This is a genomic window from Frondihabitans sp. Leaf304 (genome assembly GCF_001423105.1).
Lineage (GTDB): Bacteria > Actinomycetota > Actinomycetes > Actinomycetales > Microbacteriaceae > Frondihabitans.
In genome coordinates this window covers 130120-153396 of record NZ_LMNV01000003.1, presented here as the reverse complement: position 1 = coordinate 153396, position 23277 = coordinate 130120, and the positions used below count along the sequence as shown (strand labels likewise).

Sequence of the window (23277 nt, the reverse complement as noted above, 5' to 3'; positions counted from 1 at the left end):
CGGTGTGCTCTCCGTTTTATGGTGTCGTGCGTCGTGCGCCGTGCGCCGTGCGCCCGGCGGTCAGTCGGCCGACGATGCGGCGGCGAGCAGGCCGCGCGTATAGGAGTGCGCCGGCGCCGAGAAGACCTGCTCGGTCTCGCCCTGCTCGACGATTCGCCCGGCACTCATCACGGCGACCCGGTCGCTGACATGCCGCACCACGTCGAGGTCGTGCGAGATGAAGAGATAGGCGAGGCCGTGCCGTTCCTGCAGCTCGTCGAGCAGATCGAGCACCTGCGCCTGCACCGTCACGTCGAGTGACGAGACCGGTTCGTCGCACAGCAGCACGCGAGGCCGGGGCGCGAGCGCGCGAGCGATGGCGACGCGCTGCCGTTGCCCGCCGGAGAGCGTGGCAGGCAGGCGGGACGAGACGGAGGCCGGCAGGCCCACCTCGGCCAGCAGGGCGTCGATTTGAGCGGCGTGCGCGCGGATCCTCGTCGTCTTTCCGTTCGTCAGAGCATCGACCAGGATCCGGCCCACCGTCATGCGGGGGTCGAACGACGAGAGCGCATCCTGGTAGATCGCCCCGAGCAGCGCCCGGCGGGGTCGGCGTTCGCGCTCGGGCAGCGGGTTCCAGGGGGCGCCGAGCAGCTCGACCAAGCCGTGATCGGGGGAGTCGAGGCCGAGCAGCAGCCGCGCGGTGGTGGTCTTGCCCGAGCCGGAGGCGCCCACGAGACCGAGCGTCTCGCCGGCGCGGAGGGTGAGCGAGACATCGTCGACGGCGGTGAAGGTGCCGAAGCGTCTGGTGAGACCGTGCGCCTCGAGGACGCGTTCAGAACTCTGGTCATTCGGGCGTTTTGCGGGTGATCCGGCTCGTTTTTCGCCGGTTCTGCCAGAGTTCTGAACGGTCGGGCCGCCGACCGAGAGTCGCGAGCCCCGCGGTTTGCCCGCGGGCACGGCCGCGACGAGCGCCCGCGTGTACGGGTGAGCCGGGGCGTCGAGGATCTGCGCCGTCGGCCCCTGCTCCACGACCTCGCCGGCCCGCATCACGACGATGCGATCAGCGAGGCGTCGCACCGCGCCGAGGTCGTGGCTGATCGCCAGCACGGCCGTGCCCTCGTCGCGGAGGCGCGCCAGACGGTCGATCACGACGCGGTGCACCTCGGCATCGAGCGCCGTCGTCGGCTCGTCGGCGATGACGACGTCGGGCCGCAGTGCGAGCGCCGCGGCGATGAGCGCTCGCTGACGCAGCCCACCCGAGAGCTCACCCGAGCGCTGCGCGCGACGAATCGCAGGATCCGGCATCCCGACCTCGGCCAACACCTCGAGCGCCCGCTCCCGCCGCTCGGCCGCACCCAGTGTCGTGTGCAGTCGAAGTGCGTCATCGATCTCGCGCCCGATCGGCCGCAGTGGGTCGAGCGAGACGAGGGCGTCCTGCTGCACGAGGCCGATGCGAGGGCCGCGGATGCCCCGCCACTGCCGCTCGGAGAGGCCGGTGAGGTCGGTGTCGTCGAGAGCGAGGCGGGTGGCCGTGACGGTGCCGCCGGACAGGCCGAGGAGCGCGCGGGCAGTGACGGTCTTGCCGGATCCTGATTCGCCGACAAGTGCGACGCACTCGCCGGGTGCCAGCTCGAAGGAGACGGTGCGCACGGCATCGACGCCGTCGAACGCGACACGGAGATTCTCGACGTGGAGACCGCCGGTGCCTGGCGCCCGGCCGGAAGACGACCCGCTCGCAGGCGTCCCGCTCGCTACCGACCCACTCATCGGCGACCCGCCCCGGCGAAGGCGCGGCCGACGACCGTCGTGGCGGCGGCCGTGGCGACGATGGCCAGGCCGGGGAAGACGGTCATCCACGGGGCGATCTGGAGGTAGGTGCGACCAGCCTCGAGCATCGCGCCCCACTCCGGAGCGGGCGGCGGAGAGCCGAGACCGAGGTAGCTGAGCGACGAGGCCCAGACGATGGCCTGGCCGACGCCGAGGGTGGCGAGCACGACGACCGGCGCGAGAGCGTTCGGCAACACGTGCCGCACCAGCAGGGTGAGCGGGCCACGCCCGAGCACACGCGCGGCCTCGACCATCTCGGAGGAGCGGACAGCCCGGATGCGGGTGCGGAAGATGCGGGCGTATCCGGGGGCAGTGGCGAGTCCGACCGCGAGGGTCGCAGGGATCGGTCCGGGGCCCGCGAAGGCGATGATCACGAGCGCCAGCAGCAGCCCGGGCAGCGCGAACAGCACCTCCAGCACGCGCGAGACGGCAGCGTCGGTGAGGCGAGTGCCGACCCCGGCGGCGATTCCGAGCACGAGACCGAGGAGAGTGCCGATGAGCGTCGCAGCGACACCGATGAGGAGGGAGGCGGAGGCGCCGTGGACGACCCGCGTGTAGAGGTCGCGGCCGGAGTCGTCGGTGCCGAACGGGTGGGCGAGCGAGGGAGCCGAGAAGGCGTCGACCGGGTGGACTGCCAGCGGATCGCCGGGGGCCAGGAGGCCGGGGGCGACAGCGGCAGCGAGAACGCCGAGGAGGACGGCTCCGGCGACGACGCGGGGGGCCATCACGCGGCTGCGCCATTCGGCGGCACGGGTGGGTGCGGCGGCGGGCAGGACGGGGAGCTCGGGAAGGATCGTCATGCGCTCTGCCCCCGCGGGTCGACGGCCTTCTCGGCCAGGTCACCGAGCGCGACCACGACCACGTACGCCAGAGCGGAGACCAGCGCGACACCGGTGACGAGCGGGATGTCGCGGAGCGTCACGGCGTCGAGCAGGGTGCGGCCGAGCCCGGGCCTTGCGAACAGCGACTCGACGACGATGGCGCCGCTCAGGAGTGAGCCGAAGGCCCACCCCGACAGGGCGAGCCCGGGAAGCGCGGCGTGGCGGAGAAGATGGCGCCAGAACAGCCCGGACGGCCCCTCGCCCCGAGCCGTCGCAGTGAGGGCGAACGGCGCCGCCGCGGCGTCGAGCAGCGAGTCGCGGGTGACCTGGCCGAGGAAGCCGGCCACCGGCACCGCGAGCGTCACGACCGGCAGCACCAGGCCGATCGGCGTGCCCGTGCTCACGGGAGGCAACAGGCCGAGACCGGTGGCGAAGACGACGATGAGCACGCTCCCGAGCAGGAAGTGCGGAACGGCCGAGGCGACCACCTCGAGACCGGACGAGACCGCTCGGGCGACCCGCCCGGATCCTGCGCTCCACCAGGCCACACCGACCGCAAGGATCCAGGCGGCCACGAGAGACAGGGACGCCAGCAGAAGCGTCGGGGGCACCTGCGCGGCGAGCACCGACGACACCGACTGCTTGAGCGAGTACGAGGTGCCGAGGTCGCCTCGCGCGAGGCGGCCGAGCTGATCGAGGTACTGCACGAGGAGTGGTTGGTCGAGGCCGTACTGGCGCCGGACCAGGTCGAGCGCCTCCTGCGACGCCTGCGACCCGGGCCCGCCGAGGATGGCCTCGGCGGGGTCTCCCGGCACGAGCCGTATCGCGAAGAAGATCAGCGTTGCGACGGCCCAGAGCACGAAGAGTGCCCCGAGCACCCGCCCGGCGATGAAGCGCACGAGGTTCAGCGCCGCACCATTCGGCGCCGCATCTTTCAGCGCTGCACTTTTCAGCGTTGCACCCACGCGTCGTAGAAGGTCGGCGTCGACACCGTCGGCATCGCTCGAAGCCCGTGCACGCTCGTGCGGTACAGGTAGTGGTTCTGCTGGTCGTACAGAGGGAGCACGTAGTAGCCCTCGAGCACGCTCTTCTGCACCTGTTCGTAGAGGTCGGCGCGCTTCGTCGCGTCGGACTCCGCGCTCGCCTGCTTCAGAAGGGCATCGACTTTGCGTGAGTCGACCTGGGCGTTATTGGCGAAGTAACCGCTCGGGGCCGGGGTGATGCTCGCCGAGTCGTACAGCACTCCGAGGACGCCGGGGCCGACCTTCGTGTAGGGAGCGCTCACGATCTCGTACTTGTGGGCGGCGAGGGCTCCGTACCAGCTCGACAGGTCGAGCTGCGAGATCTCGACGTCGAAGCCGAGCGATTTGGCTTCTTCTTGGATCTGTTCGAACAGGGCTCGCTCGGCCGGGATCGACTGGTTGGTCGAGACCGGGAACCGCACGGTCAGGCGCTTGCCGTCTTTGGTGCGGTAGCCGGCGCTATCGCGGGTCGTCCATCCGGCGGAGTCGAGAAGGTCGTTCGCCTTCGTGGTGTCGATGTCGAAGAGCGACGGATCGGAGTACGCGTCTTTCTCGACACTCGAGAGAAGCGAGTACGAGCGCTTCGCGGTGCCGAAGAACAGCGACGTGATGCCGTCGTTCACAGCCACGCCGCGGATGAAGGCCTCGCGGACGCGTTCGTCATTGAACGGCGCCTGCGAGGAGTTCAGTTCGAGCCGGTTGGACGCTCCGGGGCGCGGGGCATCGAGCTCTTTGATCTGGTCGCTCTTCCTCGCGGCGACGATGGTGTCGGGCTGGGCGTTGTCGATCACATCGACCTGGCCCGCCTGTAGCGCGGCGTAGCGCGAGGCGGAGTCGGGCAGGAACCGCCACACGATCTTCGCGAGGTACGCCTTGCCGGTGTGTGCGGCGTCTTTCGGGGGAGAGGTGTAGCCGTCGTTACGCTCCAGGGTGATCGACTGCTGCTTCGTCCATTTGACGACCTTGAACGGACCGGTGCCGACCGGTGACTCGCAGTTGACGGCCTGCGTGCGCTTGAGGGCAGTGGGTGACTCGATCGCGAGCCACGGCTGCGAGAGCGAGTCGAGCAGTGAGCTGTCGGGGCTCGAGAGGTCGAGGCGCACGGTGCTGTCGTCGACAGCGACGGCCTTCTTCACCTTGGCGAGCGCGAGGTACCCCGTCGACGACAGCGTCGTGGGGTCTTGCACGTGTTTCACGTTGGCGACCACGGCAGCGGCGTCGAAGGCCGTACCGTCGGTGAACTTCACGCCCTTCTTCAGCGAGAAGGTCCAGCTGAGGCCGTCGGAGGCCTCTTTCCACGACGTCGCGAGCCACGGGATCACGTCGCCGGCGGTGTTCTTCGACACGAGCTCTTCGAGGTACTGCGTCGACACGAGCGCCTGCGGATAGTTGCCGCCGACGTGGGGGTCGAGGCAGGTCGGCTCGGCGTCGCCCGACGCGTAGGTCAGGGTGCCGCCCGAGACGGGCTTCGAGCTGGCGGTGTCGGACGGGGACGCGGCGGTGCAGCCGCTCAGAACGAGCGCACTGGCCGCGGTGAGACCGAGGAGAGCGAGGAAGGGGGCGCGAGTAGTAATTTCTGGACTCCGTATAGTAAGTGGCCAATCGAGTCTAGCGGGAGAATGCTGACGTGACACCTTCTGCACGCACGGGCCGCCCCCGGCGCTCGTCGGCCGAGATTCTCGCCGATGCGGCCTCCGAGCTCTTCCTCGAGAACGGCTACGCGGGCACCACCGTTGATCAGATCGCCCAGCGCGCCGGAGTGAGCCGCGCCACGTTCTTCAACTACTTCGCAGGCAAGGCCGATCTGCTCTGGCTCGACCTCGACGAGAGCCTTCGGTCGCTGCCGGGCGCTCTGCTCGAGGTGGGCGGGTCGGATCCTTCGCTCTCCGCTCCCGACAGCGTGGCTCGAGCGCTCGTGCTCGTGGCGCAGAGGCACGACGACTCCCGGGTGCCCTGGGCCCTGTCGCAGGGGGAGACGATGCGGCTCGGCGATGACCTCACTGCGTCTGGCGCGGCGCGGTTCGTGGCGCAGCACTCGATCGTCGCGGCGTTCGTCGCCGAGCGGACCGAGGCGCGTGCCGGCGACGCGTGGCCGCAGGTGGTGTCGGCGGCGCTTCTCGGAGCGGCGGGAGCGGCCGCGGTCGCGTGGGCGCGAGCCGGAATCGGCCGGGGCAGTCTCGAAGACGCGGTGGAGCCGGCCGTCGAGGCGGTTGCCGCCGGGCTCGGGGGCCACACACTCTAACCGGACGGGTGTCGTCATCGGCATCGCCGAACTGGTACCTTCGCTCGACGGCCCGAGATCACCGGGCCGGGGCGTTGCTCGGGGGTGGGTCAGAGCGGCGACATGCCTGCCGACTCACGCCGAAAGACAGACGAGTTCTTTGACGAAACCCGATTTCCGAGCCGCAGTGGCTCTTCCCGTAGCGCTCGCCCTGATCGTCGGAGGCTCCGTGCTCTCCGCCGGGGCAGCATTCGCCGCCGAGCCCGGCGCTGCAGCGACGAGCGCGCCGACGGCGTCCGCCACACCCGCCGCGACGCCGACGTCGACGTCGCCTGCAACGCCCACCCCGACCCCGACCCCGAAGCCCACGGCAGCGGCGAAGGCCGCCGCGCCGAAGGCGGCACCGACCGACCTGAAGGCAGCGACCGTGCCCGCGGCCGACCGCGACGGCTACGTGCGCGTCACGGGAGCCCGCGACATCACGATCACCGGCACAGCGCCCATCGGCGCCAAGGTCGTCGTCACCGACAGCTGGGGTGAGCCGATCAAGCGCCTCACGACGACGGCGACGTCGTTCTCGATCCCGCTCCACTTCGCTGATGACGCCGGCTACGAGCAGTACCTCAGCGTGTACGCGACCTACAAGGGCGAAGACCTCAGCGAATACGACTTCGACGTCGAGTTCGACGCCGAACAGAGTGCGACGCCCACTATCACCGACCCGACAGCCGCCGTGTCGTACGAGGCCTCGCCCTTCCCGTTCTCGAACGGCGAGCCGCTCGCGGTCGTGCAGTTCTCGGGAACCGGCACGCCCGGTAGCGACGTCTACCTCGTCGCGCAGACCTCCGACGAGGAATCAGGGGGCGACATCTTCACCTTCGACTTCAATGACTCGGTTTCGGTCGGGGACGACGGCACCTGGACGTCCGACTACACCGTTTCGTTCGGCACGGAGAAGGTCAGCGCCTATCAGGTTGTGACGAACGATGAAGGCGACGAGATCACCCGGGAGTCGGAGCTGTCGAATACGATCGGCCTGACCATCACGGTCCCCGCCGGAACCGTTGTCCCGCCCACCGTCCTCGAGCCCACGTACGACGAGTCGTCCTTCGGCTCCTTGGGCTTCTCCTTCAGCTCGTCGGACACCGCAGCGGCCTCCTCCGCGGCGGAGCCCGCGCGGACTCAGGCCCAGAAAGTGAAGGCTCGAGCTGCGCGCGCCGAGGATCCTTCGCTCTCGTCGTCGTCCTCCTCGCGTGCATCCGTTCTGCCCCGGGCAGTCCAGGCGCTCGCCGACGAAGCCGACGAGACAGACTCCGAGATCGAGAAGTCGCTCGACGAGATCATCGACGAGCTCGGCATTCCCGTCAAAGGCACGGCCAGTGCGGCCACCCCGGGGAAGCTCGCCATGAAGGTCTCGGGAACGGGCACGCCCGGGCAGCATGTCGTGCTCTACGAAGAGCGACCCCTGACGTCGCTTTACTACTTCGAGGCGCTGTACCCGACCCTCTTCTCGGGAGAGTTCGAGCCCGAGGTGCTGAACGCCGATTCGGCGACCGGTGCCGCGCGGCTGAGTTCGCCTCGCGCCCTGAGCGGTGACCCCGCCTCGACGACTCCGCTGCCCGTCGACGACGGATCGATCGTCGTCGCGGCGGACGGCACATGGTCGACGACCCTGGCTCGCACGCCGGGCAACTACATCATGACTGCGTTCCAGGTCGAACCTGCGGCCACCGGCGATGCGGCCTATTCGGTGCCCTCCGACATCCGCTTCATCCACCTGACCGGCACGCCGTTCGTCACGTCGGCTGCTGTCGCTGGCGCGGCTCCGGCCGAGCTCGCCTTCACCGGGTCGGACTCCGGCCCGCAGGCGCTCGTCGGATTCGCGGTGCTGGGCCTCGGCGTCGGGCTGCTCGTGGTGGCGCGACGCCGGCGGGGCTCGGCGTCGGCCTAGGTCGCCTGCGCCGCGTACTCGCCGCTCATAGTCGCGTTTTGCAGGTTTAATCGCGAAATACCGCGACTAGACCTGCGAAACGCGACTAGCTGTCTGCGCGAGTGCTGCAGGGGACCGGGTGCGACCTCAGGCCAGCGACCCCGGCGCCGCATCCCGCGCCTTGGCGGGTGTAAGGCTCGGCTCGTTGGGCGTCGAGAGCGTCAGCACAGCCTCCTCGACGATGTCGTGCCCCTCAAGGGCGCGCTCGATGCGGCGGAGTGCCACGGCGACGTGCTCCTCGTCGGCATTGCCCACGATGTCGACAGCAGCCACGACGTAGAGGCGGCTCGGGCCGACGAACTCGGTGTGCAGGTAGGTGACGCGATCGATGTCGTCGCGCTCGAGCAGGCGGCGCAGCACGGTCGACTCGACCTCGTCTGTCGGGCTCTCGCCGATCAAGAACCGTCGGTTGCGATCGATCAGCACGACCGCGACCACACCTAGCAGCACGCCGACCAGGATCGATCCGATCGCGTCGAAGACGGCCGAGCCGGTCACCTGGTGCAGGAAGATGCCGAGGAAGGCGATCAGCAGGCCGACGAGAGCCGCCGCATCTTCGAAGAAGACGGCACGAAGCGTCGAGTTCGAGGATCCGAGGACGTGGCGGAGCACCGGGATCCTGCGCTTCTTAGCAACACCCCGCGCCTGCCGCAGCGCCTGGATGAACGAGGCTCCCTCGAGACAGGCGGACACGCCGAGCACGACGTAGTTGACGACGAAGCTCGTCTCCTCTTCGGCCGAGCCCAGTTCGGAGATGCCGTGGTAGATCGACACGACGGCGCCGACGGTGAAGAGGCCGAATGCGGCGAACATCGACCAGACGTAGGTCTCTTTGCCATAGCCGAGCGGGTGGTCGGCATCGCGTCGGCGACCGCCCCGGCGATCGGCGACGAAGAGGAAGATCTCGTTGCCGGTGTCTGCCCAGGAGTGCGCGGCCTCGGCGACCATCGAGGCAGAACCGGTCAGGAGCGACGCGATGGTCTTCGCGACGGCGACCAGGAGGTTGGCCGTGAAGGCGACGATGACGGTGAGCGAGCTCTCGGGCTTGGCGCCCTCGGCGGACGAACCGTCGCCCTCGGCGGACGAACCGTCGCCCCTGGCAGTCGAGCTGTGGGCGTCGGGTGTCGTCATGTGCCCAGTCTGCACCCACTGCTCCGCGGTGGTTTCGGGGCGGTGGGTGCAGCCGGTGCTGCGAGGCGGGGAGCCCGCGTCAGCGCGACATCGTGATCGGCGCGGTCGAGTACGACGTCGAGGTGCCGCCACCCGGGTGGCGCAGCGTGACCTGGACGTAGTACGCCCCGGTCGCCTTCGAGCCCAGCGTGAAGCGGCGGTGGTTCGAGCCCTTCGTGACGGGGATGTCGGGGGCGAGGGTCGTGTATCCGCTGCCGCCGGGCGCCTTCTTGCCGACCTTGATCGTGGCCGTCGTGCCAGCGATCCACGCGGCATCGTGGAACTTGATGACCGTCGAGGCCTTGGCCGCCGGGGCCTTCCGCAGGTGGATCGATGACAGGTGCCAGGTGTTGGCGCCCGGATCCTCGTTGGGGTCGAAGCGCAGCGAGGTGATCGTGCGGCCCTTCCAGCCGAGACGGGGCGAACGCGAGTTCTCGTCGAGCGGGTTGCCCTTGGCCAGGTCGACGCTGAGGGTGCGGGCGTTCGGGCCGGAGTAGGTGACGATGTCGTTGCTCTCCTGGGGGGCGGTCGTGCCCTTGGCGTTCCACACGAGCCGAGCCATCTTGCCGCCGCCCGGGCTGTTGGCCAGCGAGTAGCCGCCGTTGTAGGTCAGCCGGAACGAGAAGTACCGGTAGGTGCTGCCCGAGAAGGCGCTGACGGGCAGCAGCACCTCCGGGTCGTTGCGGTTCGACCCCGAGTTGGTGGCGGTCATCCCGGCCGCGCCGTAGCCCTTGACGGTCGCGTTCTTGACCTTCACCCCGCGGGCTGCCGCCGCGCTCGTGAAGACCCACTGCTTGCGTCCTTGGGCGGTGCTGATGTCTTTGCCCTCGGTGGTGTTCGGGCTGTCGACGACCGAGATCGGTCGCGAGACGACCTTGACTCCGTCGTAGGTGCCTGCGGGGTAGGCAGCGAGCGAACCGGTCTTCTTGTAGATGCGGAGCCAGTCGATCTTCGCGAGGATCGGGCTGGTCTTCGACCCCGAGATGGTCGGGGCGATCCGGAACCGGACGATCGGCTTGCCGTGATCGTTCCACGGCCTCTTCGCCCCGACGGTCGACTTGGAGGTCAGGTTGAAGTTGTAGACGTGCGTGCCCTTGTACAGCTTGAAGGTCTGTCCGCCACCGCAGGTCGCGAGGGTGGTCGAGCAGGTCCACCACCAGATGGCGCCGACGCCCGACGAGGGCTGATTCATCTTGAACGACACGTGGTCGTAGCCGGACGGGGAGACGGGCTTCGCGGCGCCGTCGCGCCCCACGGCGAGAGAGCCCGGCTGCGAGATGATCGGTGTGAAGTAGTCGCCGCCGCCGACGCGCAGGTTCATCACCCCGTTTTTGATACTCAGGCCGCGGACGCGGGCCGCGTCGGTGTTCTGATCGCCCGAGTTGGAGTAGTCCCACGGGTCGCCGTAGGCGCGGGTCGCGAAGTCCGGAGACTCCGCCTGGGTGGTCGCGGCTTGAGCGCCCGAGGCCGGTGCCGCGAGATCGATGGCACTGGCGAGTGGCGCCGCGACGACGATCGCGACGGTAAGAGCGAGCGCGCTGCGGCGCCGTGATGCAAGACGTGTGGACGCCATGATGGATCCCCTGACCGACGGTCCCCGAAGACCGTCTTTTCACACTAGGCAGACCGAACACGCCCTAGTAATCCCCGCTTTGGGGGACTGGTACCGCCTGTCTGTGGGCCTTTGGGAGGACCGCCGACGTAAAGCACAGACGAGGATCCGGCCGACCCGTCACCGACTCATCGTGATGGGGGCGCTCGACCTGCCCCGATCCCCGCTTCGAGGGCCACGGTCTGCGGCTACACTTGGAGCGCACTGATCCGGCCATCACCGGGGAGCACTCGGAAGAACGCTTGCAGCGAGCAGACCACGGTCGGCGAAGTGCGGGCCGGTAGAACCGAGCGGGGCAGGCCCGACATCGCCTGACAATGAGTGGCCCTCCGGCAATCGAGGTGGGCAAGCGGGGTGGTACCGCGACTCCCGGTGACTTCCGGTAGCCGTCCTCGTGCGAGAAGCAAGCACCGCGCATCTGCACTGGAGTTGACAATGGCCGCTGAGTTCGACGAAACCCCCGAGTCCGCCCCCACCGATCTCGACCACGTCGGCACCGATCGTCGTGCCGTTCCCGCGTCGCCGAAGTTCCCCGACGTCGAGCAGGGCATCCTCGCCTTCTGGAAGCGCGACGACACCTTCCGGGAGTCGATCGCCCAGCGCGAGGGCTGCGAGGAGTGGGTCTTCTACGATGGCCCCCCGTTCGCCAACGGCCTCCCGCACTACGGTCACCTCTTGACGGGCTACGCCAAAGACGTGTTCCCCCGGTTCCAGACCATGCGTGGCAAGCAGGTGCACCGACGCTTCGGCTGGGACACCCACGGACTCCCGGCCGAGCTCGAGGCGATGCGCCAGCTCGGCATCACCGAGAAGCACCAGATCGACGAGATGGGCGTCGCGCAGTTCAACGCGGCCGCCCGCAAATCGGTGCTCGAATACACGGGGGAGTGGCAGGAGTACGTCACCCGCCAGGCACGGTGGGTCGACTTCGAGAACGACTACAAGACCCTCGACACCTCCTTCATGGAGAGCGTCATCTGGGGCTTCAAGACACTCCACGACAAGGGCCTCGCCTACGAGGGCTTCCGCGTGCTGCCGTACTGCTGGCACGACGAGACGCCGCTGTCGAACCACGAGCTGCGCATGGACGACGACGTCTACAAGATGCGTCAAGATCAAACCGTCACGGTGACGTTCCCCCTCGTCGGCGAGCGGGCCGAGGTGCTCGGGCTGACGGCCGTCAAGGCTCTCGCCTGGACCACCACCCCCTGGACTCTCCCGACGAACCTCGCGCTCGCGGTCGGCCCCGCCATCGAGTACTCGGTGCTGCCCTCCGGCCCGCTCGGTGCCGCTGACGGGTCGGCCGACGGGCTCACCCGCTTCCTCCTCGCGACCGATACCGTCGCCGCCTACTCGAAAGACCTGGGCTACGAGAGCGCCGACGACGCGCTCGCCGCGGTCGAGCGCACTGTGCAGGGACGCGAGCTCGACGGGGTCCAGTACGACCGGCTGTGGGATCACTATGCCGACCTCGAAAAGTGGGGTACTGAAAACGCGTGGCGGATCCTGGTCGCCGACTACGTCGCCACCGGCGAGGGCACCGGCATCGTCCACCAGGCTCCTGCCTACGGTGAAGACGACCAGCAGGTCTGCTCGGCCGCCGGCATCCCGACGATCATCTCGGTCGACGAGGGCGGGCGCTTCCTGCCGATGTTCGGCGAGGTCGCGGGACTGCAGGTCTTCGATGCGAACAAGCCGCTCACGCAGATGCTGCGTGCCGAGGGGCGTCTGCTCCGCCAGGCCAGCTACGAGCACAGCTACCCGCACTGCTGGCGCTGCCGCAATCCGCTGATCTACAAGGCCGTGTCGTCGTGGTTCGTGCGCGTGACCGACTACCGCGACCGCATGGTCGAGCTGAACGAAGAGATCAACTGGGTTCCCGAGAACGTCAAGCACGGCCAGTTCGGCAAGTGGGTCGAGAACGCGCGCGACTGGTCGATCTCGCGCAACCGCTACTGGGGATCGCCGATCCCGGTGTGGAAGAGCGACAACCCGGAGTACCCGCGCGTCGACGTCTACGGCTCGCTCGCCGAGCTCGAGGCCGACTTCGGTCGCCTGCCGCTGAACGCGGAGGGCGAGCCCGACCTGCACCGACCGTTCATCGACGACCTCACCCGGCCGAACCCCGACGACCCGTCGGGCGCGTCGACCATGCGTCGCATCGAAGACGTTTTCGACGTCTGGTTCGACTCCGGCTCGATGCCGTTCGCGCAGGTGCACTACCCGTTCGAGAACCAGGAGTGGTTCGACAGCCACAGCCCCGCCGACTTCATCGTCGAGTACATCGGGCAGACCCGCGGCTGGTTCTACGTCATGCACGCCCTGTCGACCGGTCTGTTCGATCGTCCGGCCTTCTCGAACGTGATCAGCCACGGAATCGTGCTGGGCTCCGACGGCCAGAAGATGTCGAAGAGCCTCCGCAACTATCCGAACGTCAACGAGGTGTTCGACCGCGACGGCGCCGACGCGATGCGCTGGTTCCTCATGTCGTCGAGCGTGATCCGAGGCGGCAACCTGATCGTGACCGAAGAGGGGATCCGCGAGAGCGTCCGGCAGTTCCTGCTCCCGCTCTGGTCGACCTACTACTTCTTCACGCTCTACTCGAAGGGGTACCAGCCGACCTGGCGTACCGATTCGACGGATGTGCTCGACCGGTACCTGCTGGCCAAGGCCGGTCAGCTTATCGACGACGTCGCTCACGACCTCGAGGCGCTCGACTCGCCCCTCGCGACCGCGAAGCTCCGCGACTTCGCCGATGTGCTCACCAACTGGTACGTGCGTCGGTCGCGCGATCGCTTCTGGTCGGGTGACGACCACGACGCTTTCGACACGCTCTACACCGTGCTCGAGACGCTCACCCGCGTGGCCGCGCCGCTGGCGCCCCTGGTCACCGAAGAGATCTGGCAGGGCCTCACCGGAGGTCGCAGCGTGCACCTCACCGACTGGCCCGATTCGTCGGCGTTCCCACGCGACGACTCGCTCGTCGACTCGATGGACCGGATCCGTGCGATCGCGTCGTCGGGCCTGGCGCTCCGCAAGTCGACCGGGCTCCGGGTTCGCCTTCCGCTCGCCTCGATCACTGTCGTATCTCAGGATCCCGCGCAGCTGTCGCCCTTCTCAGCCATCCTCCGCGACGAGCTGAACGTCAAAGAGGTCACCCTCGACGCCCTCACCGAAGAGTCGCTCGGCGACTACGGCGTGACTCGCAAGCTCACGGTCAACGCCCGGGCCGCCGGTCCGCGCATCGGCAAGCAGGTGCAGCAGGTTATTCCGGCCGCCAAGAAGGGCGACTGGTCGCTCGGCGACATCGACGCGTCGGGCGAGCAGGGCGTCGTCGTGGGTGGTATCGCTCTCATCCCCGGCGAGTTCACACTCGAGCTGACCGTCGCCGAGGGCGCCGGGGCGATCGCCTTCGTCGGTGACGGCGGCTTCGTGCTCCTCGACACGCAGATCACGCCCGAGCTCGCGGCCGAAGGGCTCGCCCGCGACGTCGTCCGCGCCGTTCAGGCCGCGCGAAAATCCGCCGGGCTCGACGTGAGTGACCGCATCCGACTGACCCTCGGCGTCGACGCGGCGGCCGAGGCTGCCGTCGAGGCGCACCGCGACCTGATCATGGGTGAGACCCTCACCCTGAACCTGGAGGTCGATCTCTTCTCCGAGGCCCCCGACGACGCCGTTCCGGTCGGCGACGGTGCGGCCGTGACAGTGCAGGTGAGCAAATATGAGTGACACCCCCGCAGGCCCCGGCCGCGACGACGACGACGACGAGACTGTCGACCCCGGGCCGCTGCCCGACGTGTTCGGCACGCGCGACGACTTCGGCGACTTCCCCTCGATGGGCGACGACGACGAACGCGATCACGACGATCGTGACGACGAGAAGGAGCTCGACGAGTCCGCCGACGAGGCGGGAGCCCGTCTGGTCTACGAGGCCCTTCTCGCGCGCATCGGTGAGAACACCCCGCAGCCCCGTCTCGAGGCGACCCGTCGTGCCGTCGAACTGCTCGGTGACCCGCACCGCAGCTACCCGGTGATCCACATCACCGGCACCAACGGCAAGACGTCGACCAGCCGCATGATCGAGAGCATCCTGCGCGCCTACGGACTGCGCACCGGCCTGATGACGAGCCCGCACCTGGTCAAGGTCAATGAGCGGATCGTGATCGACGGCGAGCCGATCAGCGACGCCGCGCTGGCCGCCAACTGGCGAGACATCGCACCCTTCCTGAGCATGGTCGACGACGAGCTGACGGTGGCCGGCGAGGAGCCGCTCACCTACTTCGAGGCGCTCACGGTGCTCGCTTTTGCGTCGTTCGCCGACGCACCCGCGGACGTCGTCGTGCTCGAGGTCGGCATGGGCGGCGAGTGGGATTCCACCAACGTCGCCGATGGTCAGGTCGCCGTCTTCACCCCGATCGCGCTCGACCACACGAAGCGGCTCGGCTCGACCGTGCTCGAGATCGCCCGCACCAAGTCGGGCATCATCAAGCCCTCGTCGAACGTCGTCTCGGCCGCGCAGGTGCCCGAGGCGCTGGCCGAGCTGCAGCGCGCCACGGAGCTCTCGGAATCGACGTTCGTCTCGGAGGGCGCCGGATTCCAGGTGCTCGAGTCGAAGGTCGCCGTCGGCGGTCAGCTGATCTCGGTGCAGGGGATCGCCGGCCGCTACGAGGAGATCCCGCTGCCGCTGTTCGGCCGCCACCAGGCACAGAACGCGGCGGTCGCGATCGCAGCCGTCGAGTCGTTCCTCGGCAACGGCACCCAGCCGCTCGACCCCGACATCCTCACGGAGGGGCTCGCCGGCTCGTCGTCGCCCGGTCGACTCCAGGTGCTCAGCAACGATCCGACTATCCTCGTCGACGCCGCGCACAACCCGCACGGTGCGCACTCGCTGGCCGAGGCGCTCGGCGAGTACTTCGACTTCGACCGCGTCGTCGCCGTGCTCGCGATCCTCTCCGACAAAGACGCGGGTGGCATCATCCGTGCCCTCGCGCCCGTCGTCGAGCAGTTCGTCATCACGCAGTCCGATTCCGAGCGGGCCATCGACGCCGACACGCTGGCTCAGATCGCCGTCGGGATCGTCGGCCCCGACCGGGTGACCGTCGAGACGAACGTGGTTTCCGCGCTCTCGATCGCCCGCGACCTCGCCGACGAGACCGAGAAGGGCGGTGTCGTCGTCACCGGATCGATCACGCTGGTCGGTGAAGTGATGAGCCTGACGCTCGAGGCCGGAGAGAAGTGAGCAACGTGACGAGCGATCCTGACGGGGCCGCCTCGGATCCTGAGGTCCCCGTGGCGGATGCGGCGACCGGGCGCAGCCCCCGTACCGCTCGCCCGCGTCGCCAGCGCTCGTTGACCGAGAGCCTGCTCTCGATCATGCTGGTGCTCGAGGCATGCGTGCTGTTCTTCCTCGTGCTGAACGTCGGCGGTGCCGGGGTCCTGCCCTGGAGCGTGGCCCTTCTCGGCGGCGCCGGGTTCCTCGTTCTCATGCTCGTCGCCGGCGCCGGCCTCCGCTACCGCTGGGGCGTCGTGCTCGGCTGCATCGTTCAGGTGCTGCTGGCGTTGACCGGGATCCTCGTCGTCTTGATGTACGTCGTCGCAGCAGTCTTCATCGGCATCTGGATCTTCTGCCTGGTCAAGGGCATCCAGATCGACCGGCGGAACGCCGCCCTGCGCGCGTGGATGGAGGCCAACCCCGGCCTCGATCCGCGCGACTATCAGTAGTGCAAGCCTTTCTCATCGCCCCCACCCCTAAGGAGCCACCGTGTCCGATCTCGAAGAAACCCTGGTCCTCGTCAAGCCCGACGGCGTCGCCCGTAACCTGACCGGCGAGATCCTCCGCCGCATCGAAGCGAAGGGATACGGTCTCGTCGACATCAAGCTCGTCGAGGCCGACCGCTCGCTCCTCGCAGCTCACTACGAGGAGCACGTCGGCAAGCCCTTCTACGAGCCGCTCGTCGAGTTCATGGAGTCCGGCCCCGTCGTCGCCCTCCGAATCGGCGGCAACGGCGTCATCGCCGGCTTCCGCTCCCTGGCCGGTGCCACCGACCCGACGAGCGCGGCACCCGGAACGATCCGCGGCGACCTCGGCCGCGACTGGGGCCTCAAAGTGCAGCAGAACCTCGTGCACGGCAGCGACTCGCCCGAGTCGGCGGCGCGCGAGCTCGCCCTCTGGTTCGCCTAGGCACCTGCGGCCACAACGCCGAACGGCCCCACACCTCTGACGAGGTGCGGGGCCGTTTCTTTGTGCGGGAGAGCGGCTAGCTCGTCGCCTGGCTGGTCACGAACGACGAGAACGCCGCCGCGTCGGTGAGCGAGCCCGAGTACGCCTGACCGTTGACGATCACGGTGGGTGTGCCGGTGAGCTTGGCGAGCGACGAGTTCGGCAGCTTCTCGTTCAGCGCCGCCTTGGTCTGGTCGGCGACGAAGCCCTTGAAGGTACCGTCGTCTATGCATGACGAGATGTCGGGGCTCGTCGCGCCGGCGGCCGTGATCAAGCTCTTGAGCTTCTCGTCGGTGAGCCCCTTGGAGCCCTCGGCCGGCTGGTTCGCGAAGAACGAGGTGTTCACCGCGAGGAACGAGTCGGGGTCGTAGTTGGCGACGCACATGGCCGCGTTGGCCGAGCGAGTCGAGTACTTCGTGCCGAGCGACGACGCGTCGAGGATCGAGATCGGGTGGATCTCGTAGGTGATCGCACCCTTCTTGAGCCATGTCGAGATCTGCGCTTCGTTAGTGGTCTCGAACTGGTTGCAGTAGGGGCACTGGTAGTCGAGGTAGACCGAGATGTTGACGGTCTTGTCGAGCTTCTTCTGGTCGGTCGGGGTCGTGCTGCCGCCGGCCGGCACGGCCTTCGTCTCGACGGCGGTGATCTTGCTGGTCGACGCGCTTCCTTGAAGAAGGATCCCGCCCGACGCCATGTTCTTCGGGCCGGGGCCGGCGGGCTGCACCGAACTGACGATGATGAGCGTGACCGCGGTCACGAGGGCGAGCGCGCCGACGATGATTCCGCTGATGAGCAGGCCCTTGTTACGACGGTGGCGGCGTGCGGCTGCTTCCCGGGCGACGCGCGCTTTCTCTCGGGCTTCGTCGCGACGATCGCGCTTGGTCTGACCGGTCTCGGGGGGCGGTGTCATTGGTCCTCAGATCTGCGTAAACATCGGCTGTCGATCAACGACAGTAGCCGGGGCAGGTGTCTGGCCGAGGCTGAACGGTGACACGTCATGGACTTCCTGGGAGATCCCCCAGGGCCTCTTCAGTATCCGAAATGAACTCGCCCGGGCTTGGCGCACCCCCGGATGGCCAGACAACCCCCGGATGCCACCCCCGAATTGGCCAGCGGGGGGTGCCTCAGCGGGCGCGGCGGGCACGCCGCGCGGCGCGCGGCGCGGGCGCGGCGGGCGGGCCCGGGAGGGTGAATCAGCCGAACAGCACCGAGAGCAGCAGCGGGAAGTGCTGGATGATGATGATGACGATCACGAGGTAGTTGACCACCGGGAGTACCCACGAGTAGGGCAGGAAGGCGCGCATGCGGCGCTGGAGCGTCGTGCTGCGAGTGAGCTTGCCGTTGGCGAGGTTCCAGACGGTGAAGACCCAGAACATCGGGATCGTGGCCGTCCAGACGAGCATGCACCACGGGCAGAGGGCGCCGATGAAGAACACCGTCTGAATGAACAGGAACGTCACGAACGCCCAGGCCAGGAAGAGGCCAGCGTTGAAGGCGATCCAGAACCAGCGGGCGAACTTCGCCCCGGCGAGCAGTGCGACCCCTACGGCTATCGGGGCGACGAACCCCGCGACACCGAGGATCGGGTTGGGAAAGCCGAAGAGGTGAGACTGCCAACTGTCGATCACGGTCGAGCACGAGACGAACGGATTGATGTCGCAGGCGAGCCCCTTGGTGGGGTTCTCCAGCAGCTCGTACTTCTCGACGACCAGCTTGAACGAGCCATAGAACCCGACCACCCCGGCCACGATCAGGAGGATCGCGGTGAGCGGATGCTGGATTACGGGCTTGGTGGAAACCTTGGCTGACGGCACCCACGGATTATGACACGCAGAGAATCCACCCCGACGGGCAGGGCGTGCGATAATCGGGACAGTCCCAGGGTGAGAGCCGGGCGAGCTTTCCGACCGTGACGGTCGGCTGCCAGAAACGACAGGCAAGACGGTCGCCAGAAACGACGGGCGACCGAACAGATTTCCACGGATCCTGACCGGATCCCGTGACAGAACAGATTTCGCGGAGCAGCGAGATGCGGCGACCAGGGGTCGCTTCGTCCAGTCAGGTTCACGCGCACATGATTTCCCGGCGGCAATCCGGGTGGTGTTCGAACAGAGCACCCGCAGAACGTCGCACGGGGCGAGGAGTTGCACCACCAATGGTGGAGAAGAACGAAAACAGTCCCAAGAGAAGAAGTCGCCTGTTCGCCGGATTCCGGTCGAAGCAGGCAGCGAAGCAGGCGGAGCCCACGGCTTCGACCGCACCTTCCTCTCATTCCGAGCGAGCCGACGCGGTGCTGAGCGCCCCGGCCGCCGACACGAACGTGCCCCAGGAGGCGACCGCTGTGACCCAGCCCGACAGCACCATCGACAACGCCGGCAACGACGGCACCGGCACGAACAACGACAGCGCCGCTTCGGCCGAGTTGGTCGACACCGAGACGATCGAGCGTGACGCGGCCGACCAGACGCCCGTCGTCCCGTCGGCCTCGCCGTTCGAAGCGCCGCTCAGCACGACGAGCCTCATCTTCCACGCGCCCGAGATCTCGCCGTTGCCGGCGCGCTACGACGACGACGAAGACGACGACGACCGCGATCAGGGGCCGGCGCGTCGTCGATCCAGAAGCCGCGGCGGCAACGGAGGCGAGGGCTCCGACGAGGTCTCGACGAGCCGCACCCGTTCGCGCGCCAATCGCGAGCCGCGTGAGCGCCCCGAGCCCGAGCTCATCACCGAGCCCCAGCGCATCAAGGGCTCCACCCGCCTCGAGGCCAAGAAGCAGCGCCGTCGCGACGGCCGCGACGCCGGTCGCCGCCGCCCCGTGGTCACCGAGGCCGAGTTCCTCGCCCGGCGCGAGAGCGTCGACCGCAAGATGGTCGTCCGCTCGCAGGGCGACAGCATCCAGATCGGCGTCATCGAAGACGGCATCCTGGCCGAGCACTACGTCGCCAAGTCGCAGAACGTCTCGCTCATCGGCAACGTCTACCTGGGCCGCGTGCAGAACGTGCTCCCCAGCATGGAGGCGGCGTTCGTCGACATCGGGCGCGGCCGCAACGCCGTGCTCTACTCCGGCGAAGTCGACTGGGACAAGATCGAGCACGGCAACCAGCCCCGTCGAATCGAGCTCGCCCTCAAGCCGGGCGATCGCGTCCTGGTGCAGGTGACCAAGGATCCAGTGGGTCACAAGGGCGCGCGGCTCACCAGCCAGATCTCGCTCCCGGGCCGATTCCTCGTCTACGTGCCGAACGGCTCGATGAACGGCATCAGCCGCAAGCTGCCCGACACGGAGCGCGCTCGTCTGAAGAAGATCCTCAAAGAGGCCCTTCCGGAGAACACCGGCGTCATCGTCCGCACGGCGGCCGAGGGCGCGACCGAAGAGCAGCTCACGCTCGACGTGAAGCGCCTCCTCAACCAGTGGGACGACATCTCGAAGAAGGTCGAGGCGGGCAACGCTCCCAACCTCCTGCACTCCGAGCCCGACCTGCTGATCAAGATCGTGCGCGATGTCTTCAACGAAGACTTCCACGAGCTCGTCATCGACGGCGAAGAGTCGCAGCAGACCATCGAGACGTACCTCTCGGCGGTCGCGCCCGACCTCCTCGATCGAGTCAAGGCCTACGAGGGCGACAAAGACTCGTTCGACGAGTACCGACTCAACGAGCAGATCGACAAGGCGCTCGACCGCAAGGTCTGGCTCCCGTCTGGCGGCTCGCTCGTGATCGACCGCACCGAGGCCATGACGGTCGTTGACGTCAACACCGGCAAGTTCGTCGGGTCGGGCGGCAACCTCGAAGAGACGGTCACGAAGAACAACATCGAGGCCGCTGAAGAGCTCGTGCGTCAGCTCCGACTCCGCGACATCGGCGGCATCATCGTCGTCGACTTCATCGACATGGTGCTCGAGACGAACCGCGACCTCGTGCTGCGCCGTCTCGTCGAGTGCCTCAGCCGCGACCGCACCAAGCACCAGGTCGCCGAGGTCACGTCGCTCGGGCTCGTGCAGATGACCCGCAAGAAGCTCGGCCTCGGCCTCATGGAGTCGTTCCAAGAGATCGGCGTCGACCGCCAGCAGGCCCAGGAGCAGCAGCAGCAGAACCGTCAGCGCTCGCAGGAGCGTCGTCGTGCCAAGCAGGGCGGCAACGGCGGTGCAGCAAACGGCAACGGCACTGGCGGAAGCAACGGCGGCGGCACTGGTCGCTCGCAGCGCGGCTCTGAGTCGCAGCCCGCGACCGGCACGATCCACGCCATCACCGACGACGTGAAGAACGCCCTCGCCAAGATCGCCGCGTCGACCGTCGTGCACTCCGACGACACTCCCGCGACCCCCGCCGAGACGGCTGCCGCGGTCGAAGCAGCCATCGATGCCGTTGCGGCCGAGAACGCAGCGGGCGATTCCGTGTCGGCGACCACGCCGGATCCTTCGGTTTCGACCGCAGCGTCGATCTCCCTCGACGACGACGCGACCGAGACGCCGGCCAAGGGCCGCTCGCGTCGCGGCCGTGGCCGTCGTGCCTCGTCGTCGGCAGCGTCGGGTGAGGCCGAGACGTCGTCGGCACCCGCTGTCATCGATCTGCCGAGTGCCGGTTCGGCACCCGTCGAGTCGAAGCAGGCTGAACCGACGCAGGCCGAGTCCGCGCAGGCCGAGTCCGCGCAGGCGGAGCCGAAGCAGGCCGAGTCGACGCCGGCTGAAACCACGCCGACCGAGGCCCCCGTCGTCCGCGAGAAGGCGCCGTCGCGTCGCTCGCAGGCGACCGTGGTCCAGCCGGAGGCGACCGTCGCGATCCTCGACATCCCCGTCGCCAAGGTCGAGCGCGCACCGCGCAAGATCTCGACTCACGACGCCGAGCAGATCCTCGACTCCGTCCTGGGTGCGCTGCCCGAACCCAAGCAGCCCGGTCAGGGCCGCAACCGGTCGCGTCGCGCCTCCAGCACGGGAACGGCAGCCGCTCCGGCCTCCGCACCGGCGGCCGGTGACGACGAGGCGGGCCCGTTCATCCTCGGCGTGGGAGTATCGTCCGACGACCTGTAATAGCTGGTCGGGCCGAGAGGAGTCGCGCGTGTCCACACCGATGACCCCTCCCGGCCCGCACTCGGCCCCGCACGCGTCATCCGGCGGGCGGGCGTCGTCGAGGCGCCGCCTCCGAAGTTCGCGCCTGCCGGAAGGCCTGGCAGACGTCGGGGTCACGGCTGGGTCGGTGCTTGCCGCCGCCGTCGCCGTGGGAGTGCTGATCGTCGTCCGATTCGTCGTGGCGCTGATCCAGCTCCTGGGCAACGCGGTCGCCTACGATCCCTCGGCCTATGCCACCGGCTTTCTGGCCGCTCCGGTCGGACTCTTCTTGCGCGCGGTCGTGCTCGACCCCCTGCCCTTCTACGTCATCGCTCTCCTCGCCCTGGCCGTGGTCTTCCGCGTGACCGCGACGGTGTCCCTTCTGCTCGCCCTGGCGCGAGCCGTGGCAGCCGGAGCTGCCGGAGCAGCCGCACTCGTCGTCGTGGGCCTGATCGCCGCCGTGCCCTCGGGAGACGTAGCGGCAATCGTCGTCGGCACCGTGTTCGCGCCTCTCGCACTCGGCGTGCAGCTCACCGCCGTCCTGGCCGGGGGAGTCACGCTCTCCTGGCTTTGGGCGATGCGTCTCGAGGCGGCCGGAGCCGAGACCGCGGTCGCCGCGTCGACGACTGACGTCGAAGGCGACGAGGATCCCTCGGTCGGGCCCTCCGAGGCCAGCTCGGTCGGTGGCGAAGAAGCATCGGTCTCGGCCCACGCCGTGCCGGATCCTGCGGTCGATCCTGCCGAAACGCCCGCGCCGGCGCCCGCGCCGCCTTCCGACGCGGAGTCGCTCGCGCGCTTCGCCCCGCCCGCTCCCCGCTAGGCCGCTGCCGAATTCGAAGGAGAAACGCCGGCACCGGCACGACAACTCAAGGATCCGACGGGGTGCGGCACCGAAATCTCCTTCGAATTTGCAGATGGGGCGCGCAGGATCAGCGCAACTGCCGCTTACGCCACTGCGGCACGCGCAACCCGCTGGCCTGCAGGCGCACGGCCAGCTCCTTGCCGCCCACCGGCAGCGCTCCGGCGTCCACGAGTTCGGCGTAGCGGCTCGCCGGAACGTCGTAGTGGTCGAAGTCGAACGCCCGTCGCGGGACGCCGTGAGCCTCGGCGAACTCGTGCAGCTCGTCGTACGACGAATCGCTGACGAGGTGCGACCACACGGTGTCGTGGGCGGGCCAGACGGGATCGTCGATCAGGATGCTCACGCCGGAATGCTACTCGCCGCTGTTTGACGCTCTCGCCCCCGGCCGGTAGTCTTGGCCGTTGGTGCGTGCTCTCGAAGCCGCCCAGACTTCTCGGCCCGGCCATCTGCGCTCGGGCACATCGGGCCTCAGACGGCGATCGCCATCGGAAGCCACCCCAACCAAGGAGCAT

At 68.5% G+C, this 23277-nt stretch carries 17 protein-coding genes; 8 read left to right on the top strand and 9 right to left on the bottom strand.

The features are described from left to right. Positions 1-60: 60 nt before the first annotated feature. Genes ASF54_RS11035 through ASF54_RS11020 form a run of 4 tightly spaced genes read right to left on the bottom strand, consistent with a single transcriptional unit; the run spans position 61 to position 5238 of the window. Positions 61-1746, bottom strand: coding sequence for a dipeptide ABC transporter ATP-binding protein (locus ASF54_RS11035; protein ID WP_084816204.1), 1686 nt, complete (start codon positions 1744-1746; stop codon positions 61-63). Further along, entirely contained in the window at positions 1743-2606 is an 864-nt protein-coding gene (locus tag ASF54_RS11030) for an ABC transporter permease (RefSeq protein ID WP_084816203.1), read from the bottom strand. Before ASF54_RS11030 ends, ASF54_RS11035 begins: the two co-directional genes overlap by 4 nt. Then, the gene (locus ASF54_RS11025) at positions 2603-3535 is read right to left on the bottom strand and encodes an ABC transporter permease (RefSeq protein ID WP_055963928.1); all 933 of its coding nucleotides are present in this window, start codon (positions 3533-3535) and stop codon (positions 2603-2605) included. Before ASF54_RS11025 ends, ASF54_RS11030 begins: the two co-directional genes overlap by 4 nt. Positions 3536-3576: 41 nt before the next feature. Next, on the bottom strand, positions 3577-5238 hold the full coding sequence (locus tag ASF54_RS11020; RefSeq protein ID WP_442855787.1) for an ABC transporter substrate-binding protein: 1662 nt from the start codon (positions 5236-5238) through the stop codon (positions 3577-3579). Positions 5239-5276: 38 nt separating this feature from the next. Here ASF54_RS11020 and ASF54_RS11015 point away from each other — a divergent pair, with 38 nt between their 5' ends. Both ASF54_RS11015 and ASF54_RS11010 read left to right on the top strand, forming a co-directional pair. Beyond that, positions 5277-5891 (top strand): TetR/AcrR family transcriptional regulator, encoded by a 615-nt coding sequence (locus ASF54_RS11015; protein ID WP_084816281.1) that lies wholly within the window; start codon positions 5277-5279, stop codon positions 5889-5891. Between the two features lie 139 nt (positions 5892-6030). Beyond that, positions 6031-7821, top strand: coding sequence for a hypothetical protein (locus ASF54_RS11010; protein ID WP_157510159.1), 1791 nt, complete (start codon positions 6031-6033; stop codon positions 7819-7821). Positions 7822-7947: 126 nt separating this feature from the next. Here ASF54_RS11010 and ASF54_RS11005 read toward each other — a convergent pair whose 3' ends face one another. Then, positions 7948-8991: a cation diffusion facilitator family transporter gene (locus ASF54_RS11005; RefSeq protein WP_157510158.1), complete on the bottom strand. Its 1044-nt coding sequence runs from the start codon at positions 8989-8991 to the stop codon at positions 7948-7950. Positions 8992-9070: 79 nt separating this feature from the next. Continuing rightward, positions 9071-10603, bottom strand: a complete 1533-nt coding sequence (locus ASF54_RS16455; protein WP_055962742.1) for a hypothetical protein — start codon at positions 10601-10603, stop codon at positions 9071-9073. Between the two features lie 474 nt (positions 10604-11077). Between ASF54_RS16455 and ileS the strand changes: the two genes are divergently transcribed. From ileS to ndk, 4 genes are read left to right on the top strand one after another with little or no spacing between them, the layout of a single operon-like run. Then, positions 11078-14371 carry an isoleucine--tRNA ligase gene (gene ileS, locus ASF54_RS10995; protein WP_055962739.1) on the top strand — a complete coding sequence of 1098 codons (3294 nt, stop codon included), beginning with the start codon at positions 11078-11080 and terminating at the stop codon, positions 14369-14371. Next, a complete protein-coding gene (locus ASF54_RS10990) occupies positions 14364-15881 on the top strand; it encodes a bifunctional folylpolyglutamate synthase/dihydrofolate synthase (protein ID WP_084816201.1) in 1518 nt (505 codons plus the stop codon). Before ileS ends, ASF54_RS10990 begins: the two co-directional genes overlap by 8 nt. A 5-nt stretch (positions 15882-15886) precedes the next feature. Then, a complete protein-coding gene (locus tag ASF54_RS10985; RefSeq protein ID WP_162237125.1) occupies positions 15887-16363 on the top strand; it encodes a DUF4233 domain-containing protein in 477 nt (158 codons plus the stop codon). A 40-nt stretch (positions 16364-16403) separates the two neighbouring features. Next, positions 16404-16823, top strand: coding sequence for a nucleoside-diphosphate kinase (gene ndk / locus ASF54_RS10980; protein ID WP_055962733.1), 420 nt, complete (start codon positions 16404-16406; stop codon positions 16821-16823). Positions 16824-16899: 76 nt separating this feature from the next. On the opposite strand, the gene ASF54_RS10975 is transcribed toward ndk, so the two are convergent. Continuing rightward, the gene (locus ASF54_RS10975) at positions 16900-17772 is read right to left on the bottom strand and encodes a DsbA family protein (RefSeq protein WP_084816200.1); all 873 of its coding nucleotides are present in this window, start codon (positions 17770-17772) and stop codon (positions 16900-16902) included. A 283-nt stretch (positions 17773-18055) separates the two neighbouring features. Further along, positions 18056-18676, bottom strand: a complete 621-nt coding sequence (locus ASF54_RS10970) for a vitamin K epoxide reductase family protein (protein ID WP_235481035.1) — start codon at positions 18674-18676, stop codon at positions 18056-18058. A gap of 341 nt (positions 18677-19017) precedes the next feature. Here ASF54_RS10970 and ASF54_RS10965 point away from each other — a divergent pair, with 341 nt between their 5' ends. Both ASF54_RS10965 and ASF54_RS10960 read left to right on the top strand, forming a co-directional pair. Then, complete coding sequence (locus ASF54_RS10965) at positions 19018-21885, top strand: Rne/Rng family ribonuclease (protein WP_084816199.1); 2868 nt, start codon at positions 19018-19020, stop codon at positions 21883-21885. 28 nt (positions 21886-21913) lie between these two features. Beyond that, the gene (locus ASF54_RS10960; protein WP_157510157.1) at positions 21914-22723 is read left to right on the top strand and encodes a hypothetical protein; all 810 of its coding nucleotides are present in this window, start codon (positions 21914-21916) and stop codon (positions 22721-22723) included. 109 nt (positions 22724-22832) lie between these two features. Here ASF54_RS10960 and ASF54_RS10955 read toward each other — a convergent pair whose 3' ends face one another. Next, positions 22833-23108, bottom strand: coding sequence for a DUF4031 domain-containing protein (locus ASF54_RS10955; RefSeq protein WP_055962727.1), 276 nt, complete (start codon positions 23106-23108; stop codon positions 22833-22835). Positions 23109-23277 lie beyond the last annotated feature (169 nt).

Bases quoted from the DNA above. Each gene is read 5' to 3' on its own strand.
- ASF54_RS11035 (WP_084816204.1), bottom strand. From the start codon at position 1,746: ATGAGTGGGTCGGTAGCGAGCGGGACGCCTGCGAGCGGGTCGTCTTCC.
- ASF54_RS11030 (WP_084816203.1), bottom strand. From the start codon at position 2,606: ATGACGATCCTTCCCGAGCTCCCCGTCCTGCCCGCCGCCGCACCCACC.
- ASF54_RS11005 (WP_157510158.1), bottom strand. From the start codon at position 8,991: ATGACGACACCCGACGCCCACAGCTCGACTGCCAGGGGCGACGGTTCG.
- ASF54_RS16455 (WP_055962742.1), bottom strand. From the start codon at position 10,603: ATGGCGTCCACACGTCTTGCATCACGGCGCCGCAGCGCGCTCGCTCTT.
- ileS (WP_055962739.1), top strand. From the start codon at position 11,078: ATGGCCGCTGAGTTCGACGAAACCCCCGAGTCCGCCCCCACCGATCTC.
- ASF54_RS10990 (WP_084816201.1), top strand. From the start codon at position 14,364: ATGAGTGACACCCCCGCAGGCCCCGGCCGCGACGACGACGACGACGAG.
- ASF54_RS10975 (WP_084816200.1), bottom strand. From the start codon at position 17,772: ATGACACCGCCCCCCGAGACCGGTCAGACCAAGCGCGATCGTCGCGAC.
- ASF54_RS10965 (WP_084816199.1), top strand. From the start codon at position 19,018: ATGGTGGAGAAGAACGAAAACAGTCCCAAGAGAAGAAGTCGCCTGTTC.